Origin of the sequence: Pseudomonas sp. MWU12-2020 (genome assembly GCF_023100605.1) — a bacterium.
Lineage (GTDB): Bacteria > Pseudomonadota > Gammaproteobacteria > Pseudomonadales > Pseudomonadaceae > Aquipseudomonas > Aquipseudomonas fluorescens_H.
This window is the reverse complement of the sequence record NZ_JALMEX010000010.1, coordinates 186,778-202,998: the sequence shown is the minus strand read 5'-3', so window position 1 is coordinate 202,998 and position 16,221 is coordinate 186,778. Positions and strand designations below refer to the sequence as shown.

Below are 16,221 nucleotides of genomic sequence, written 5' to 3'. Positions count from 1 at the left end.
CTTGACCCCATCCACCACCTCTTGTTCAGGAACGGCGCAGGTGAAAGAGCCACCCCATCCCGACGAAAGCCCGGCGCAAATCCGACGCACGGCGCTCTATTCGACACTTGCCCAAGTACCTGAGGGCAAAGTGGTCAGCTATGGTCAGTTGGCTGAACTCGCGGGGTTGGGGCGCGCCGCCCGCTGGGTCGGCCGGACCCTGAGCCAGCTACCCGCCGATACCAGGCTGCCGTGGCACCGGGTACTGGGCGCCGGCGGTCGGATCAGCCTGCCGCCGGGCAGCCCATCGGGGGACGAACAACGGGCACGATTGCGTTCTGAGGGCGTCACCGTCCTGAACAATCGTGTGGATATTCAGCGCCATGGCTGGCGTCCGATAGAGCACAGCGGTTAGAGTGCGCGCTTTGTTTTCGCAATCTTGAGGCAGACTTCAGCCCATGCCCCGTAAAACCTGGCGCGCCGCGCTCGCCGCCTATGCCAGTCCTTCGACGCTCGTGCTGTTGTTGCTCGGTTTTGCTGCCGGCCTGCCGTACATGCTGGTGTTTTCGACGCTTTCCGTCTGGCTGCGTGAAGCCGGTGTTGCCCGTGAAACCATCGGCTACGCCAGCCTGATAGGCCTGGCCTACGCCTTCAAATGGGTGTGGTCACCGCTGCTCGACCAATGGCGCCTGCCTTTATTGGGCAAGCTTGGCCGCCGCCGTTCGTGGCTGGTGCTCTCGCAGACCCTGGTGATTCTGGGCCTGATCGGCATGGGCTTCTGTGATCCGCAGAAACACCTGTCCTGGCTGATCGCCATTGCCGTCATCGTCGCCTTCGCCTCCGCCACCCAAGACATCGCGGTCGACGCCTATCGCCTGGAAATCGCCGACGACAGCCGCCAGGCCGCGCTGGCTGCCAGTTACATGTCCGGCTATCGCGTCGCCGCCCTGCTCGCCACGGCGGGCGCGCTGTTCTTTGCCGAAGGCTTCGGCTCCACCGGTTTCAACTATCAACACTCGGCCTGGACCGGCACCTACGCCCTGTTCGGGGTATTGATGATCCCTGCCCTGCTGACCTCGCTGCTGATGCGCGAACCGCCAGTGCCACTGCGCACGCAGTTGCAGGCCGGCCGCTACAGTTTCGGGCATCAACTGGCCTCGGTATTCGTGCTGATCGTGTTGCTGGTGTCGGTTCCGGCGATGTTCACCCAGCTCTACAACACCGATTTCGCCGGCGTGCTGTTCGGCAATATGAGCCCGCTCGACCTGTTGCTCGAAGACCGCGCCTTTCTGCGCGCCATCCTCTACACCCTGCTCACCGGCCTGTGCCTGTCGACCATGGGCCGTCGCGGCCTGGCGCCGGTGCTGACCCCGGTCAACGACTTCATCCTGCGCTACCGCTGGCAGGCATTGCTGTTGCTCGGGCTGATCGCCACTTACCGGATGTCCGACACGGTGATGGGCGTGATGGCCAACGTGTTCTATATCGACCAGGGCTTCACCAAGGATCAGATCGCCAGCGTCAGCAAGATCTTCGGCCTGATCATGACCCTCCTCGGCGCCGGGATGGGCGGTCTGCTGATCGTGCGCTTCGGCATCCTGCCGATCCTGTTCATTGGCGGCGCAGCTTCGGCGGCAACCAACCTGCTGTTCGTGATGCTGGCTGACATGGGCCCGAACCTGCAGATGCTGGTGGTGACCATCTCCCTCGACAACTTCAGTTCGGGGATGGCGACCTCAGCCTTCGTCGCCTACCTGTCGAGTCTGACCAACCTGAAGTTCTCGGCCACCCAGTACGCCCTCCTCAGCTCGATCATGCTGTTGCTGCCGCGCCTGATCGGCGGTTATTCCGGGGTAATGGTCGAGAAGTTCGGCTACCACAACTTCTTCATGATCACGGCGTTGCTCGGCGTGCCGACCCTGGTGCTGATCGCCCTGCACTGGTTTCAGGAAAACCGCCGCGAAGGCCCGACACCAACGCCCGAGCCTGTGCCGACCAGCGTGGTCGAAGAGTCGTAGGACAATTCAGATACGGCGGGTGGATTCCCGCCGTTGAGCCTCACCGCCGAGCGCAATCCTGTACGTCGGCAAATCTCGCCGGTACACTGCTCCGTCATTTCCAGTCATAGCAACCGACAACGGCCAACCATGCGCACCAGTCAATTTTTGCTCGCCACACAGAAAGAAACGCCTTCCGATGCGGTCGTCGTCAGCCATCAGCTGATGCTGCGCGCCGGCATGATCCGCAAACTCGCTTCGGGCCTGTACACCTGGCTGCCGATGGGCTTGCGGGTAATGCGCAAGGTTGAAGCCATCGTTCGCGAAGAAATGAACGCTGCCGGTTCTCTTGAAGTGTTGATGCCGAGCACCCAACCGGCCGAGTTGTGGCAGGAATCGGGGCGCTGGGAAGAATACGGCCCTGAGCTGCTGCGCATCAAAGACCGCCACGGTCGCGACTTCTGCGCGGGCCCGACCCACGAAGAAGTGATCACCGATCTGATGCGCAACGAGTTGAGCAGCTACAAGCAGCTGCCGATCAACCTGTACCAGATCCAGACCAAATTCCGTGACGAAATCCGCCCACGCTTCGGTTTGATGCGCGGCCGCGAATTCATCATGAAGGACGCCTACTCGTTCCACGCCGATCAGGCTTCGCTGCAGGTCACCTACGACCGCATGCATCAGGCGTACTGCAACGTGTTCACCCGTCTGGGTCTGAAATTCCGTCCGGTTGAAGCCGACAACGGTTCGATCGGTGGCGCTGGCTCCCATGAATTCCACGTACTGGCCGAGTCCGGCGAAGACGATATCGTCTTCAGCAACGGCTCCGACTACGCCGCGAACATCGAGAAAGCCGAGGCTGTGCCACGCGAAACCTCGCGTCCAGCACCGACCGAAGAGCTGCGCCTGGTCGACACCCCAGACACCAAGACCATTGCCGCCCTGGTGGAAAAATTCAATCTGCCGATTGAAAAGACCATCAAGACCCTGATCGTCCACGCCGAAGAGCCAGGCAAGCTGATTGCCCTGGTCATCCGTGGCGACCACGAGCTCAACGAAATCAAGGCCGCCCAGCAGCCGGGCGTTGCCAGCCCGCTGGTCATGGCTTCCGATGCCGAACTGCGTGACGCCATTGGCGCCGGCGCCGGTTCGCTCGGCCCGCTGAACCTGCCACTGCCAATCATCATCGACCGCTCGGTCGAACTGATGAGCGACTTCGGTATCGGCGCGAACATCGACGACAAGCACTACTTCGGCGTGAACTGGGAGCGCGATCTGCCGGTTCCGACCGTCGCCGACCTGCGTAACGTCGTCGCCGGTGACCCAAGCCCGGACGGCAAAGGCACCCTGGAAATCAAGCGCGGCATCGAAGTCGGGCACATCTTCCAGCTGGGCAACAAGTACAGCAAGGCGATGAAGTGCGAAGTGCTGGGCGAGAACGGCAAGCCGGTCACCCTGGAAATGGGTTGCTACGGTATCGGCGTATCCCGCGTGGTGGCTGCTGCCATCGAGCAGAACAACGACGACAAAGGCATCATCTGGAGCGACACCCTGGCGCCGTTCCAGATCGCCCTGGTACCGCTGCGTTATGAAACCGAGCAGGTGCGCGAAGCCACTGACAAGCTGTACGCAGAACTGACTGCGGCCGGTTTCGAAGTGCTGCTGGACGATCGCGACAAGAAAACCAGCCCGGGCATCAAGTTCGCGGACATGGAGCTGATCGGCATTCCACACCGGATCGTGGTCAGCGACCGCGGTCTCGCCGAAGGCAACCTGGAATACAAGAGCCGCACCGAGGCCGAAGCGCAAGCGCTGCCGGTTGCCGATGTGCTGTCCTTCCTTCAGGCCCGTATCCGCCGCTGAATCCAGATAGAGACCTCATGTTCAAGCGAAACACCCTGGGCCTCGGTGGCGCCGCCTTATGCGGCGCCCTGCTGGTCAGCGGCTGCGCCAATCACATGTCACAGCGCAGCGAGCACGAAGAGCGGATCGAGCGTAAATTGCTCGATCACAGCCTGCAGATCGACGTCGGTGAGCCCAAGGTGCTCGAACTGCCGCAACGCCGCGTGAAAATCAGCGAGCAGAAGACCTTCGAGGTCACCGAGTTCGAGGTCACGCGGCATTACGATCGCTATACGCCTTACCAGCCCTGGCGGAAAATCTACGAGATTCCGCTGGGTGCGGTTGCGCTGGTGGGGGGTGTCGGCGCTAACGTGGTCAACGTCTTCGCACTCGGCAACCTGCCGGACAGCATGACCAGGGACTGGTTGAGCTACGGTCTGGACGGGCTCAACCCGGCCATGAACATGCAATCCCATGGTCGCGCGCAACAGAACCTGGCCAGTATCGATGAAGTCCAGCGCGACAAGCGCATGGAGTATTCGAGCCTGCCGTGGAGCGAGCGTCCGGTGCAGGTCAAGGCTGGCAAGCAGACATTCGACATGACCACCGACCGCAACGGTGTGCTGCGCCTGAACCTGCTGGACAGTCCATTCGCCGAAAATGACCTGAATCATATCGGCAAGCTGCAGATCAGCGTTGAAGACGGCAAGGATGACGTGCACAGCGATTCGTCCCTGGCCATCAGCAGCCATTTGCGCAGCAAGTTGCTCGAAGCCCACGGTTTGATTTACGACGATCTGGAAGACGACGAAGTGAGCCAGTGGGTCCACCGGGTCAAGCGTCTGTCGGAGCTGGGTCTGGAAGAGGAAGCCAGCGAGCTGGAGCAAAGCCTGATCGAACTGACGCGCAACGATCCTGAGTTACAGGCCGAGTTTCTCAAATCGCTGACCAAGGATGCCGGGCGTCTGGTGGCGGATCCGGGACCGAATTAAGCCTGAAAAGCTTCGCGAGCAAGCCCGCTCCCACAGTTGATCGAGTTCCTTCAGATGGAATGCAGTCAAATGTGGGAGCGGGCTTGCTCGCGAAAGCGGCATCAGCAACACCGCAGCAATTAGCGCTCAAACAACTCCATCTGCTCAAACCCACCCCGCAAATCCTCCAGCCTGACCCCCACCCCCAACAACCGCACCGGTTTCCCGCCCCGGTTGAACGCCTGCGTCAGCATCAACTGATAACTGCCCAGATCGCGCCCTGCCCCGGCTTGCTCCAGTGTGGTCTGGGTAAAGTCATGAAACTTCACTTTGACGAACGGCTTGCCCGGGCGATAGCTGCTGTCGATCCGCTCCATGCGGGTTTTCAGGGTTTCCAGCAGCTCCGGCAATTTGTCCAGGCAACTGCGCAGATCGGGCAGATCAACGTCGTAGGTGTTTTCCACGCTGATTGACTGACGGCGACTGTCGTTGTGCACCAACCGGTCATCGATCCCACGGGCCAGACTCCACAGTCGCTCACCGAAACTGCCGAATTCGCGCACCAGCGCCAACTTGTCCCACTCACGCAGTTGCAGGCAGTCGACGATGCCGAGCTTGCCCAGCTTGTCGGCGGTAACTTTGCCGACGCCGTGCAACTTGCTCACCGGCAGACCACTGACAAAATCCTCGACCTGATCCGGGGTAATCACGAACAACCCGTTGGGCTTCTTCCAGTCACTGGCGATTTTCGCCAGAAACTTGTTCGGCGCCACGCCCGCAGACACAGTGATGTGCAACTGATTGGAGACCCGGCGACGAATGTCCTGGGCAATTCGCGTGGCGCTGCCGCCAAAATGCGCGCTGTCGGAGACGTCGAGGTAGGCCTCGTCCAGCGACAGCGGTTCGATCAGGTCGGTGTAATCGCGAAAGATCGTATGAATTTCCTTGGAAGCTTCGCGATAGGCGTCCATGCGCGGCTTGACGATGGTCAGGTCGGGGCACAGCTTCAAGGCATGTCCGGATGACATCGCCGAACGCACGCCATACGCCCGTGCTTCATAGTTACAGGTAGCAATCACCCCGCGCCGATCCGCCGACCCGCCCACCGCCAGCGGCTTGCCTGCCAGGTTCGGGTCGTCTCGCATTTCGATGGCGGCGTAGAAACAGTCGCAGTCGACGTGGATGATTTTTCGTTGGGTCATGACAGAAAAGGAAACATGGCGAGCCGGATCCGCAGTATCTCACTGACACCTGTATATAGCACCAGTAGTCTGAATGTTCTTATCAGGCTGTAGGAAAACAACCATGAATTTATTTTCTCAATCGAAAATCTCCCGCCGATAGAGCTGAAAGCCTTGCCCCACCTGCCCTGCGCGCCCTTCGCCTGCCCTGCAAAAAGCGCTAACCGATTGAACAAGAACAGATTTATCTGAACTCAAGGTTGACAGACCGGCGTTCCTCTGTAGAATGCCGACACACAGACGCGGGATGGAGCAGTCTGGTAGCTCGTCGGGCTCATAACCCGAAGGTCGTCGGTTCAAATCCGGCTCCCGCAACCAAACATCAAAAAAGGCTACTCGAAAGAGTGGCCTTTTTTGTGCCTGTCTGTTTTTCAGACCGGCCTCCACATCACGCACATCCGGGCGAACAGGAATTCGTTGCATTTCCGAAACTTACCGCGCCGCTGCGACCGTTTGACGCAAATTCACACTTATTTGACCCTTTACGGGATTAGCGGTTGACACCTCGCCGTTCGCCTGTAGAATGCCGCCACACAGACGCGGGATGGAGCAGTCTGGTAGCTCGTCGGGCTCATAACCCGAAGGTCGTCGGTTCAAATCCGGCTCCCGCAACCAAACATCAAAAAAGGCTGCTCGAAAGAGTGGCCTTTTTTGTATCTGTGGAAAAAGTCCTTTCGCAACAATGATCTGTCACGCTGCAGTGAAACACTCAGGATCGTCAGACCCGCCGAGTTGCGACTATGCTTGAGTCGCAGGCAAGACGTCTGCAATCCATGACCCGCCCTCGCCGATACCCGATGAGAGGCGTAGTATTTTGTGATTATTTTTTTCTACAGGGATTGGTAACTTGGCTGGATACCTCCATCCTGTCGCGCACAATCCAAGAGGTGATTGATGCGCGCCAACTCGTCTGATCCACAAGACACCGTCACAGCAGACCATCCGATCAAGCCCGAGCGCCTGCGCTTGCTGGATCGTTTGAGCAAATACCGCCAGCCTATCGGTCTGGCGGTCACATTGCTGTTGTTTGCCATTGCGCTGATTGCCTGTCGCCATCTGCTGAGCGAACTCGATCTCTACGCGCTGCATGACTCGATCCTGGCCGTGCCGAAACCTGCTCTGCTCGGGGCATTGGGTGCGACGGTGATCGGCTTCATTATATTGCTGGGCTATGAATGGTCAGCGAGCCGCTATGCCGGCGTGACGCTGCCACCGCGCACGCTGGCGCTGGGCGGCTTCACTGCGTTTGCAATTGGCAACGCCATCGGCCTGTCGCTGCTGTCCGGCGGCTCGGTGCGCTACCGTTTATATGCACGCCATGGCTTGGGGGCATCAGAAGTCGCCCACATGACGCTGTTCGCCAGCCTGTCGCTGGGCTGCGCCCTGCCACCGCTGGCGGCTCTCGCAACCCTCAGCGACCTGCCTTCCGCTTCCGCCGCCCTGGGCCTGTCAGAGGGCCTGCTCGGCACGATTGCCATGGTGGTGCTGGGTCTGGGCGCGATTCTGGCGATCGGCATCTACCGCCGGCGCCTGCCGGAGCAACCGTACCGCGATAACCTGCTGGTCAAGGCCGGGCGCCGGACGTTGCGCCTGCCGGGCCGCCGCCTGACCTTCCTGCAACTGATCATCACCGCCCTCGACGTCGCCGCAGCAGCCACCGTGCTTTACCTGCTGCTGCCGGAAGCCCCGCCGTTCGGCGCCTTCCTGCTGGTGTACCTGCTGGCCCTGGCCGCCGGCGTCCTCAGCCATGTGCCCGGGGGTGTCGGAGTCTTCGAGGCGATCCTGCTCGCCGCGTTCGCCGACACACTCGGTGCCGCGCCACTGGCCGCCGCCCTGCTGCTCTACCGCCTGATCTATGTCGTGCTGCCGCTGCTGGTGGCCTGCCTGTTCTTGCTGATCAACGAAGGCCAGCGCCTGTTTCAGACCCAGACCATGCGCGCAGCGTCCGGTCTGGCGGCGCCCATTCTGGCGGTGCTGGTGTTCCTGTCCGGCGTGGTGCTGCTGTTTTCCGGCGCGACCCCGGAGATCGACACCCGTCTCGAACACATCGGCTTTCTGATCCCGCATCGTCTGGTCGACGCCTCGCACTTCGGCGCCAGTCTGATCGGCGTGCTGTGCCTGTTGCTCGCCCAGGGCCTGCGTCGTCGGCTGTCTGCCGCGTGGATGCTGACCACCATTCTGTTGCTGGTCGGCGCCCTGCTCTCGCTGCTCAAAGGCTTCGACTGGGAAGAAGCCACGCTGATGACACTCACCGCTGCGTTGCTGGGGGTGTTCCGCCGTTCGTTCTATCGTCCGAGCCGCCTGACCGAGCTACCGTTCTCGCCGCTGTATCTGGTGGCCAGCCTCTGCGTGCTGGGGGCTTCGACCTGGCTGCTGCTGTTCGCCTATCAGGACGTGCCTTACAGCCATCAACTGTGGTGGCAGTTCACCCTCGACGCTGACGCGCCGCGTGGCCTGCGCTCGCTGCTCGGTGCTGCCGTACTGTTGCTGGTGATCGCCCTGACCTGGCTGCTGCGCACCGCGCGCCCGGTGATTCACCTGCCGACACCGGATGAACTGGAACGCGCCTCGAAGATCCTCATGGCCTCGTCGCAACCCGATGGCGGCCTGGCACTGACCGGTGACAAGGCACTGCTGTTTCACCCCAACGACGAGGCGTTCCTGATGTACGCCCGCCGTGGCCGCAGCCTCGTGGCGCTGTACGACCCGATCGGCCCCGGCCAGCAGCGTGCCGAAATGATCTGGCAGTTCCGCGACCTGTGCGACATCCATCACACCCGTCCGGTGTTCTATCAGGTACGTGCCGAGAACCTGCCGTACTACATGGACATCGGCCTGACCGCGATCAAGCTCGGCGAAGAAGCCCGGGTCGATCTGCATCGCTTTGACCTGGAAGCCAAGGGCAAGGAGATGAAGGACCTGCGCTACACCTGGAACCGTGGGACCCGCGACGGTCTGTCGCTGGAAATCCACGAGCCGGGCCAGGCACCGATGGACGAGTTGAAAGTGATTTCCGATGCGTGGCTGACCGGCAAGAACGTGCGCGAGAAAGGTTTCTCCCTCGGTCGATTCAGCGACGATTACCTGAAGCATTTCCGCATTGCGGTGATTCGCTTCGAAGGCCGCCCGGTGGCGTTCGCCAACCTGCTCGAGACTTACAGCCATGACCTGGCCAGTCTCGATCTGATGCGCTCGCACCCGGACGCCCCCAAGCTGACCATGGAATTCCTGATGGTCGGCCTGATTCAACACTATAAGAGTCACGGATACGCGCGCTTCAGCCTGGGCATGGTGCCGTTGTCGGGGTTGCAACCCCGGCGTGGTGCACCGCTGACCCAGCGTCTGGGCTCGATGGTCTTCCGCCGTGGTGAGCAGTTGTACAACTTCCAAGGCTTGCGCCGCTTCAAAGACAAGTTCCAGCCTGACTGGGAACCCCGTTATATGGCAGTGCCCGCCGGACTCGATCCGCTGGTGGCGCTGGCCGATACTGCTGCCCTGATCGCGGGCGGCTTGACTGGATTGGTGAAACGCTGATGATTCAACGCTCCCTGAAGTACATCCTGGCCGCACTGATCGTGCTGGCCGTGATTGCCGGCGGCGGTTACTGGTACCTCAAACGCCCGGCACCGCAACCGACTCTGCAACCGCTGACTGCCGCCGACGGCACGGTCATGACCCGCGTCGTTCCCGGCACCCAGCCCAAGGCTCAGGTGCTGGTAGCGGTCAATGACGACCAGAAGCTGACCGACAACCAACTGAGCACCCTGAGCCGCAGCGCCTCGGCGCAAATCGTTCAGGTGATTCTGCCCAAGGACTGCCTGCAACAGAGCCGCGCGCTGCAAACCGGCCTGCGCGAACTGAATGGCCCGGCCACGCTGGTCAGCGGTATCGGCCCGGGCGCCGTGCTGGCCTGGCGCTGGCTGTCCGAGCAGAAGGACGACAAGGCCCAGGCCATCTCGGTTGACCTGGCCCTGGAAAAACCCGGCTGCACCCACCTGCTGCCGAAATCTGCGGCCCACGGCCATTGGCTGGTGGCATGGAACGACAACCCGGACGACACCAGCGCCGGTTTCGTGCGCGATCAACCGAACGCCGAAACCAGCATCAGCGACTACGACATCAATCTGCCGCAAGTGCTGAACAACGAGCTGCGCAAGATCCTCGTCGGCGGCGACAAGGCCAACGGCGGTCTGGCGATTCCGGTGGTTGAAGTGCCGGCCGGTCAAGCGAAGGACACCGTGACCCTGTTCCTTTCCGGTGATGGCGGCTGGCGCGACCTCGACCGCGATGTGGCCGGCGAGATGGCCAAGATTGGCTACCCGGTGGTCGGCATCGACACCCTGCGCTACTACTGGCAGCACAAGAGCCCGGAGCAAAGCGCCCTGGACCTGACCGAACTGATGCAGCACTACCGTCAGAAATGGGGCACCAAGCGCTTCATCCTGACCGGTTATTCGTTCGGTGCCGACGTCCTGCCGGCGATCTACAACCGCCTGCCGGACACCGAGCAGCAGCGCGTCGACGCCATCATCCTGCTGGCCTTCGCCCGCACCGGCAGCTTCGAAATCGAAGTCGAAGGCTGGCTCGGCAACGCCGGCAAAGAAGCCGCCACCGGCCCGGAAATGGCCAAGCTGCCAGCGGCCAAAGTAGTGTGCATCTACGGCGCCGAAGAAACCGACGAAAGCGGCTGCACCGACAAGACGGCAGTCGGCGAAGCGGTGAAACTGCCCGGCGGCCACCACTTCGACGAGAACTACCCGGCGCTGGCCAAGCGTCTGGTGGACCTGATCGAGAAGCGTCAGGCCAAGGATCAGCCCGCAGAGTGATCTGAAGCGCACCAACGAAGAGCCCCCGCAACCTCACGGTTGCGGGGGCTTTTTTACGCAAACTTGCAGCACTTCCTGCCAGTCGAAACCTCTATCGATACCGAGACTAAAGCTGAACATCTATCCACGTGATGTCATCTTCTACATCGATACAGCTGCCATCCGGCGCTGCTAGCAAGTAGCTTTGCTGTAACTCGGTTAGCTCCGCCCAAAAGCCATCGGTTGCAAATACCAGTCGTTCTCTTAGGGTCAATGAATGAAACACAAAGTCAGGGTTCGGTGCGCGACTCGCCCTCAAGCATCGAGTCACCCGGTTTCGAGCCGGATCTTGCGCCAGCTCGGAGTGGGAACGGTCGCGCCTCCAGTTAGCCTTACAGTGGGGCGACGTAATCCATTCGATCGCTCCTGCCGGCGTCACAACACCGCACGAACAATCACCCTCATACGCAAGCGTGAGTTTCCCATGAGCAGCGACACCCACCACATAACAAGTGGCGCCTGTGTGACTTGCAAACAAAACGGGGTGGAGGTCGGCCAGTATAGAAAGCAGTACCTGTTCAACAGCTTCGCACTCAGTAATATCGAGGCCGTGATCAAAGTGTTTTGACCAGACCTCTAAAACATCTTTCACAAAGGACTCAGCCAACTGGCCACTGCCAACCCTCGATGTACCGTCCGTGATAACAAATACGCCGTTTTCTCCATCACAGAGCGCTCCAGCAAAGTCATGATTGGTTCTCCTGGCTCGCCCTGCTACCGATCTGACGTGGTATTTCATGCGCTGCCCAGTTCTTTCATGCGCCCATGAATGATTTGCCCTCTTCCCGGATTGGCCTGTACCGAGCCCGAGCTTTCAATCACATAGTCAATGCCACTGAGAACCCTGAGTGCTCGAACTCCATTCGTGATGAATTCTTTGAGCTCGGATTCCGCCTGCCGAACCTCTTCTAAAAGCTCTGGACGTCCATCAATCAAGATAATGATGTCTTCGACGTCTTTATGGTATGGATCGCCACCGCCACGACCACTGAAGGCTTCCAGTTTTGTCGCGAGAAAATAGGTCGGTTTGAATATCTGGATGACGGTACCGCTGGGCAACGTAAATTTATTGGCCCGCGCCAGCCCCTCTACAAACCAGCGGTTGGCATATCCGAGAACCTCGGGATCAGAAGGCATCACGTCAACGACGATGTCGTTGAAGCGGAAACGACAGTTCACTTCATCCTCGCCAGTAATCTTGAAATTCCTGGCCGCCAACCGTTCGGTAAGCTGCTGCCAGGCGCCAATGCCTGCTAGCTCGATCACCAGGTCAACATCATCGGTGAAGCGAATGTCGTCCAGCACAACAGCATCAGTTACCAGCATGGCTGTGGTGCAGCCTCCGACAAAGGCAACCTCCGTGAGAAACGCCTCTCCCAAACCCTCAGCAACAAACTCTATAAGCTCGTAGTTGTGATCAGCGTTGGATGACATGTTATTTCAGTCCCATCCCTGCTTTTAGAATGTCGACCGCAACACCACACTCTCGCGGACCTCCAAGGCGGATTGCATCAGCAAGCGCAAGATAGTGGTAAAGGGTCCTGTCCCGCTTCACCGCTTCCGGCACTGTCTTGTAGAGCGGCTCTATCGCCTGTCCACGCTCCGCTCCAAGTGCATCTGGCCAAACCGGAATCAGTCCGCCAGCACTTTTGATGCTTTTGGACAGTGCCGGTGCTGCAAATCCCGTCGGGATGCCGCGAACCATTGCCCCGGGCTTTACAGGGAAAAAGTATTTCAGAGCGTGCTCGGTGATGTTTAGCAACTGCCGCCGGTTAACTTTTGGAAGTCCGGTGTCATAGTCATTGGTGAGCAGCCCGGACACACGACACCTGGCGATGGAATTTGAAACTTCGCTCTTGCTTAGCCCAAGTGAAGCAGACAACGCACGCAACGAGTAACCTTCACTCCAGCTCGCCAGTGGCGGAACAGCTACCGGCTCCGACCACCCTTCCCACCCCGCCTCATCGTCCAAGGGCGAATCGAAATCCTGTCGGCGGAATACAGTATCTTCACCGTCGGTGGAGTAGGTGACCAATGGTTGCCCCACCCGACCGCCCGCCGTCATTTGACTGACCACGTAGGGCTTCAACAACTCCTCGACTCTGTTCGAATTTGACTCCGACTCCATTACCCCAAGGAGGTTTTCCTCCTGAGCGTGAAGGCTGGTCATCTTGAACAAAAGCAAAATGTCTTGACTCTTCATGAAGCTTAAAACTCCACTCGTCCACATTCCATAAAACGTGGACACTTGTCTCATTCAAAATATCCGATCGTCAAGCCCTTTATACGGCCCCCCTCCTGTGGCGCCAACTCGAGAATCCACCGCCCCCGAGATTGCTCGCCACCTTAATTCCGGTTACCGGTGTCGCAATATCAGATGACGTCCGCATACCTTGTAGGCAAACTCCTAATCTCGTGTTTGGGCACTTTGCCGCTCTGTTGCGCTTTTTTTCGACGGGATACTCTCCAGAGGTCGCTGACCAATTCAGTGATCGGGTGTGGTAACCCGGCTAAGCAAAGTGCAACAACGCTCCCAACACGACTCAGGTGTTTTTACGTCTGCAATTCCGAGTCATGGCGGCTGTGCGTGGGAGACCTTCGGGTCTGCCGGTTTCTTTGCTCTCCCGGTTTACCACCCTGCGTACAGCTGCCACCCATTCGTGTGGTAACGAATGCGGCAGCTCCTCGTTTTATGGAGCGAAACAATGAGCAAACAAAGTCCTTCATCACCTTCGGACCTCACAACCGTCGGCTTTACCTCTTTCCTCTACAACTCGGATCTGGCGCTATTCAACGTCCGCTCCGGTGTCCCCGTCATTGATGCACTGTCGCAAGCTTCCGATCTGCTATTCCTCGCCAAATCCTTCGCTGAGGACGCTGCCTTCATCAAAGACACCGACCGCCATGCCTGGGCTGCGCATTACATGACGGTGATGGGCAAAGCCTTGATTGATGACGTGATCCAAGCGCTGATGCCGCGACCTGCGCGGACGAAGACCGAATCTGAAGAAGAATTGCCTGAAAGCCACTGACACCACAGAATCCTTGTGGGAGCGAGCTTGCTCGCGAATGCGGTGGATCAGCCACCACATGTCTCGACTGACATTCGGCCTTCGCGAGCAAGCTCGCTCCCACAGGGGATTTGCAGTGAGTTAGAGGTTTATGTGAAGCACAGAAAAGCCCCCGCCAGCTACAAGGCTGACGGGGGCTTTTCAGTTGATGCAGGCCTACATTTCCACCTGCGTCCCCAACTCAATCACCCGGTTCAGCGGCAGATTGAAGAAGCGCAAATTGCCGTTGGCATTCTTCAACATGAATGCGAACAGCGCCTCGCGCCAGCGGGCCATGCCTTCGAGTTTCGAGGCGATTACCGTTTCGCGGCTGAGGAAGTAGGTGGTGCGCATCGGGCTGAAGTCCAGATCATCCAGATGGCACAGTTTCAATGCCTGCGGCACGTCCGGCTCGTCGGTGAAGCCGAAGTGCAGGATCACCCGGAAGAAGCCTTCGCCGTAGGAGTCCACCTCAAAACGGCGTGCCGGCGGCACGCGCGGGATGTCTTCGTAGACCACGGTCAGCAGCACCACTTGCTCGTGCAACACCTGGTTGTGCAGCAGGTTGTGCAACAGGGCGTGCGGCACGGCGTCGGAGCGCGCAGTGAGGAACACCGCGGTGCCCTGCACACGGTGCGGTGGTTGCACGCGGATGCTGCTGATGAAGATCGGCAGCGGCAGCGCGCCTTCGTCCAGGCGATCGACCAGCAGCTCCTTGCCGCGTTTCCAGGTGGTCATCAGGATGAACAACACGATCCCCGCCAGCACCGGGAAGGCACCGCCCTGAATGATCTTCGGCACGTTGGCCGCGAAGAACATGCCATCGACCAGCAGGAAACCAAGCAGAATCGGCACGGCCAGCAGCGGTGGCCATTTCCACAGCAGCAGGATCACCGCCGCCACCAGAATACTGGTAATCAGCATGGTGCCCGTCACTGCCACGCCGTAGGCAGACGCCAGTGCGCCGGAGGACTCGAAACCGATCACCAGCAGGATCACGCCGACCATCAGCGCCCAGTTCACCGCACCGATGTAAATCTGCCCCTGTTCAGCACTGGACGTGTGCTGAATGTGCATGCGCGGGATATAACCGAGCTGGATGGCCTGCCGGGTCAACGAGAACGCGCCGGAAATCACCGCTTGCGAAGCAATCACCGTGGCCAGGGTCGCCAGCACCACCAGTGGTACCAGCGCCCAGTTCGGCGCCAGCAGGTAGAACGGGTTACGCGCCGCTTCCGGGTTTTCCAGGAGCAATGCGCCCTGACCGAAGTAGTTCAGCACCAACGCCGGCAGCACCAGTACCAGCCAGGCACGGGCAATCGGCTTGCGCCCGAAGTGGCCCATGTCGGCATACAGAGCTTCAGCACCGGTCAGCGCCAGCACCACCGCACCGAGAATCGCCACACCCATGCCCGGGTGAACCATGAAGAAACGCACGCCCCAGATCGGGTTCAGCGCATTCAAGACTTCAGGGTGCCTGACGATCCCGCTGACACCCAGCCCCCCCAGCACCAGGAACCACACGACCATCACCGGGCCAAACAGCTTGCCGATGCGATCGGTGCCGTGTTTCTGGATCAGGAACAGTGCGACCAGGACCACCAGTGCCATCGGCACCACCCAGCGCTCCAGGCCATCGAACGCCAGCTCCAGACCTTCAACCGCGGACAACACGGAGATGGCCGGGGTGATCATGCTGTCGCCGTAAAACAGCGCGGCGCCGATCAACCCCAGAATCACCAGCACGGCCTGCAACCTGGGATAGCGGCTGGATGCACGTCGCGCCAGGGCGGTCAGCGCCATGATCCCCCCCTCACCCTGGTTGTCGGCCCGCAGGACGAACAACACGTACTTGATCGTCACGACCCAGATCAGCGACCAGAAAATCAACGCCAGAATCCCGAAGACTCCGTCGTGGTTGACCGGCACCCCATAGTGACCGGCAAAAACTTCTTTGAGGGTGTACAACGGGCTCGTGCCGATGTCGCCGTAAACCACCCCGACTGCCGCGACCAGCATGCTCAGCGGTTTTGCAGCCGAATGCTCGGCGCCCGCCGCCTGACTACTTGCCTGACCCATCCAACACTCCTACTTCTCAGAACCGGCTTCTTTGAATGAAGCACTATGCTTTGTGGTGCAGCATGCGCTGTTTTACCTGTTGTTACAGACGTTTTGTTGACTGTAAAAAATTGGTAAAGCTCAACGGCGCGAAGCATAGCGCAGCACTCGTCGTATTTCCCTGCATAAAGCTGGTCAAGTGCGTTGCTCATCGC

General features: G+C 59.9%; 12 protein-coding genes, 2 tRNA genes and 1 pseudogene. 9 read left to right on the top strand and 6 right to left on the bottom strand.

Annotation, left to right across the window (positions count from 1 at the left end; translation table 11 throughout):
• Positions 1 to 40: 40 nt before the first annotated feature.
• From M0814_RS21890 to M0814_RS21875, 4 genes are all read left to right on the top strand, one after another.
• Positions 41 to 394, top strand: a complete 354-nt coding sequence (locus M0814_RS21890) for an MGMT family protein (protein ID WP_003222304.1) — start codon at positions 41 to 43, stop codon at positions 392 to 394.
• Positions 395 to 437: 43 nt separating this feature from the next.
• Positions 438 to 1,997, top strand: a complete 1,560-nt coding sequence (locus M0814_RS21885) for an AmpG family muropeptide MFS transporter (RefSeq protein ID WP_003222302.1) — start codon at positions 438 to 440, stop codon at positions 1,995 to 1,997.
• A gap of 129 nt (positions 1,998 to 2,126) precedes the next feature.
• Positions 2,127 to 3,842 carry a proline--tRNA ligase gene (locus tag M0814_RS21880; RefSeq protein ID WP_003222299.1) on the top strand — a complete coding sequence of 572 codons (1,716 nt, stop codon included), beginning with the start codon at positions 2,127 to 2,129 and terminating at the stop codon, positions 3,840 to 3,842.
• A 17-nt stretch (positions 3,843 to 3,859) separates the two neighbouring features.
• Positions 3,860 to 4,813, top strand: a complete 954-nt coding sequence (locus M0814_RS21875) for a hypothetical protein (RefSeq protein ID WP_103485619.1) — start codon at positions 3,860 to 3,862, stop codon at positions 4,811 to 4,813.
• A 119-nt stretch (positions 4,814 to 4,932) separates the two neighbouring features.
• Here M0814_RS21875 and dinB read toward each other — a convergent pair whose 3' ends face one another.
• Positions 4,933 to 5,994, bottom strand: coding sequence for a DNA polymerase IV (gene dinB / locus M0814_RS21870; RefSeq protein WP_003222295.1), 1,062 nt, complete (start codon positions 5,992 to 5,994; stop codon positions 4,933 to 4,935).
• Between the two features lie 280 nt (positions 5,995 to 6,274).
• On the opposite strand from dinB, the gene M0814_RS21865 reads away from it, so the two are divergent.
• From M0814_RS21865 to M0814_RS21850, 4 genes are all read left to right on the top strand, one after another.
• Positions 6,275 to 6,351 (top strand) — tRNA-Met (locus M0814_RS21865).
• A 220-nt stretch (positions 6,352 to 6,571) separates the two neighbouring features.
• A tRNA-Met gene (locus M0814_RS21860) sits at positions 6,572 to 6,648 on the top strand.
• Between the two features lie 279 nt (positions 6,649 to 6,927).
• Complete coding sequence (gene mprF / locus M0814_RS21855; protein ID WP_103484550.1) at positions 6,928 to 9,567, top strand: bifunctional lysylphosphatidylglycerol flippase/synthetase MprF; 2,640 nt, start codon at positions 6,928 to 6,930, stop codon at positions 9,565 to 9,567.
• Positions 9,567 to 10,859 carry an AcvB/VirJ family lysyl-phosphatidylglycerol hydrolase gene (locus tag M0814_RS21850; RefSeq protein WP_103484549.1) on the top strand — a complete coding sequence of 431 codons (1,293 nt, stop codon included), beginning with the start codon at positions 9,567 to 9,569 and terminating at the stop codon, positions 10,857 to 10,859. Before mprF ends, M0814_RS21850 begins: the two co-directional genes overlap by 1 nt.
• A gap of 106 nt (positions 10,860 to 10,965) precedes the next feature.
• Here the strand turns inward: M0814_RS21850 and M0814_RS21845 are convergent, their stop codons facing one another.
• From M0814_RS21845 to M0814_RS21835, 3 genes are read right to left on the bottom strand one after another with little or no spacing between them, the layout of a single operon-like run.
• Complete coding sequence (locus tag M0814_RS21845; protein ID WP_103484548.1) at positions 10,966 to 11,637, bottom strand: serine/threonine protein phosphatase; 672 nt, start codon at positions 11,635 to 11,637, stop codon at positions 10,966 to 10,968.
• Positions 11,634 to 12,332, bottom strand: coding sequence for a hypothetical protein (locus M0814_RS21840; protein ID WP_103484547.1), 699 nt, complete (start codon positions 12,330 to 12,332; stop codon positions 11,634 to 11,636). Before M0814_RS21840 ends, M0814_RS21845 begins: the two co-directional genes overlap by 4 nt.
• A gap of 1 nt (position 12,333) precedes the next feature.
• A complete protein-coding gene (locus tag M0814_RS21835; RefSeq protein WP_003222286.1) occupies positions 12,334 to 13,101 on the bottom strand; it encodes a hypothetical protein in 768 nt (255 codons plus the stop codon).
• Between the two features lie 502 nt (positions 13,102 to 13,603).
• Here M0814_RS21835 and M0814_RS21830 point away from each other — a divergent pair.
• Entirely contained in the window at positions 13,604 to 13,930 is a 327-nt protein-coding gene (locus M0814_RS21830) for a DUF3077 domain-containing protein (protein WP_003222284.1), read from the top strand.
• A gap of 13 nt (positions 13,931 to 13,943) precedes the next feature.
• On the opposite strand, the pseudogene M0814_RS29200 reads toward M0814_RS21830, so the two are convergent.
• Both M0814_RS29200 and M0814_RS21820 read right to left on the bottom strand, forming a co-directional pair.
• Positions 13,944 to 14,033 (bottom strand): annotated as a pseudogene (locus M0814_RS29200) (metal ABC transporter ATP-binding protein); the annotation flags it as partial.
• 92 nt (positions 14,034 to 14,125) lie between these two features.
• Positions 14,126 to 16,027 carry a potassium transporter Kup gene (locus M0814_RS21820; RefSeq protein WP_003222283.1) on the bottom strand — a complete coding sequence of 634 codons (1,902 nt, stop codon included), beginning with the start codon at positions 16,025 to 16,027 and terminating at the stop codon, positions 14,126 to 14,128.
• Positions 16,028 to 16,221 lie beyond the last annotated feature (194 nt).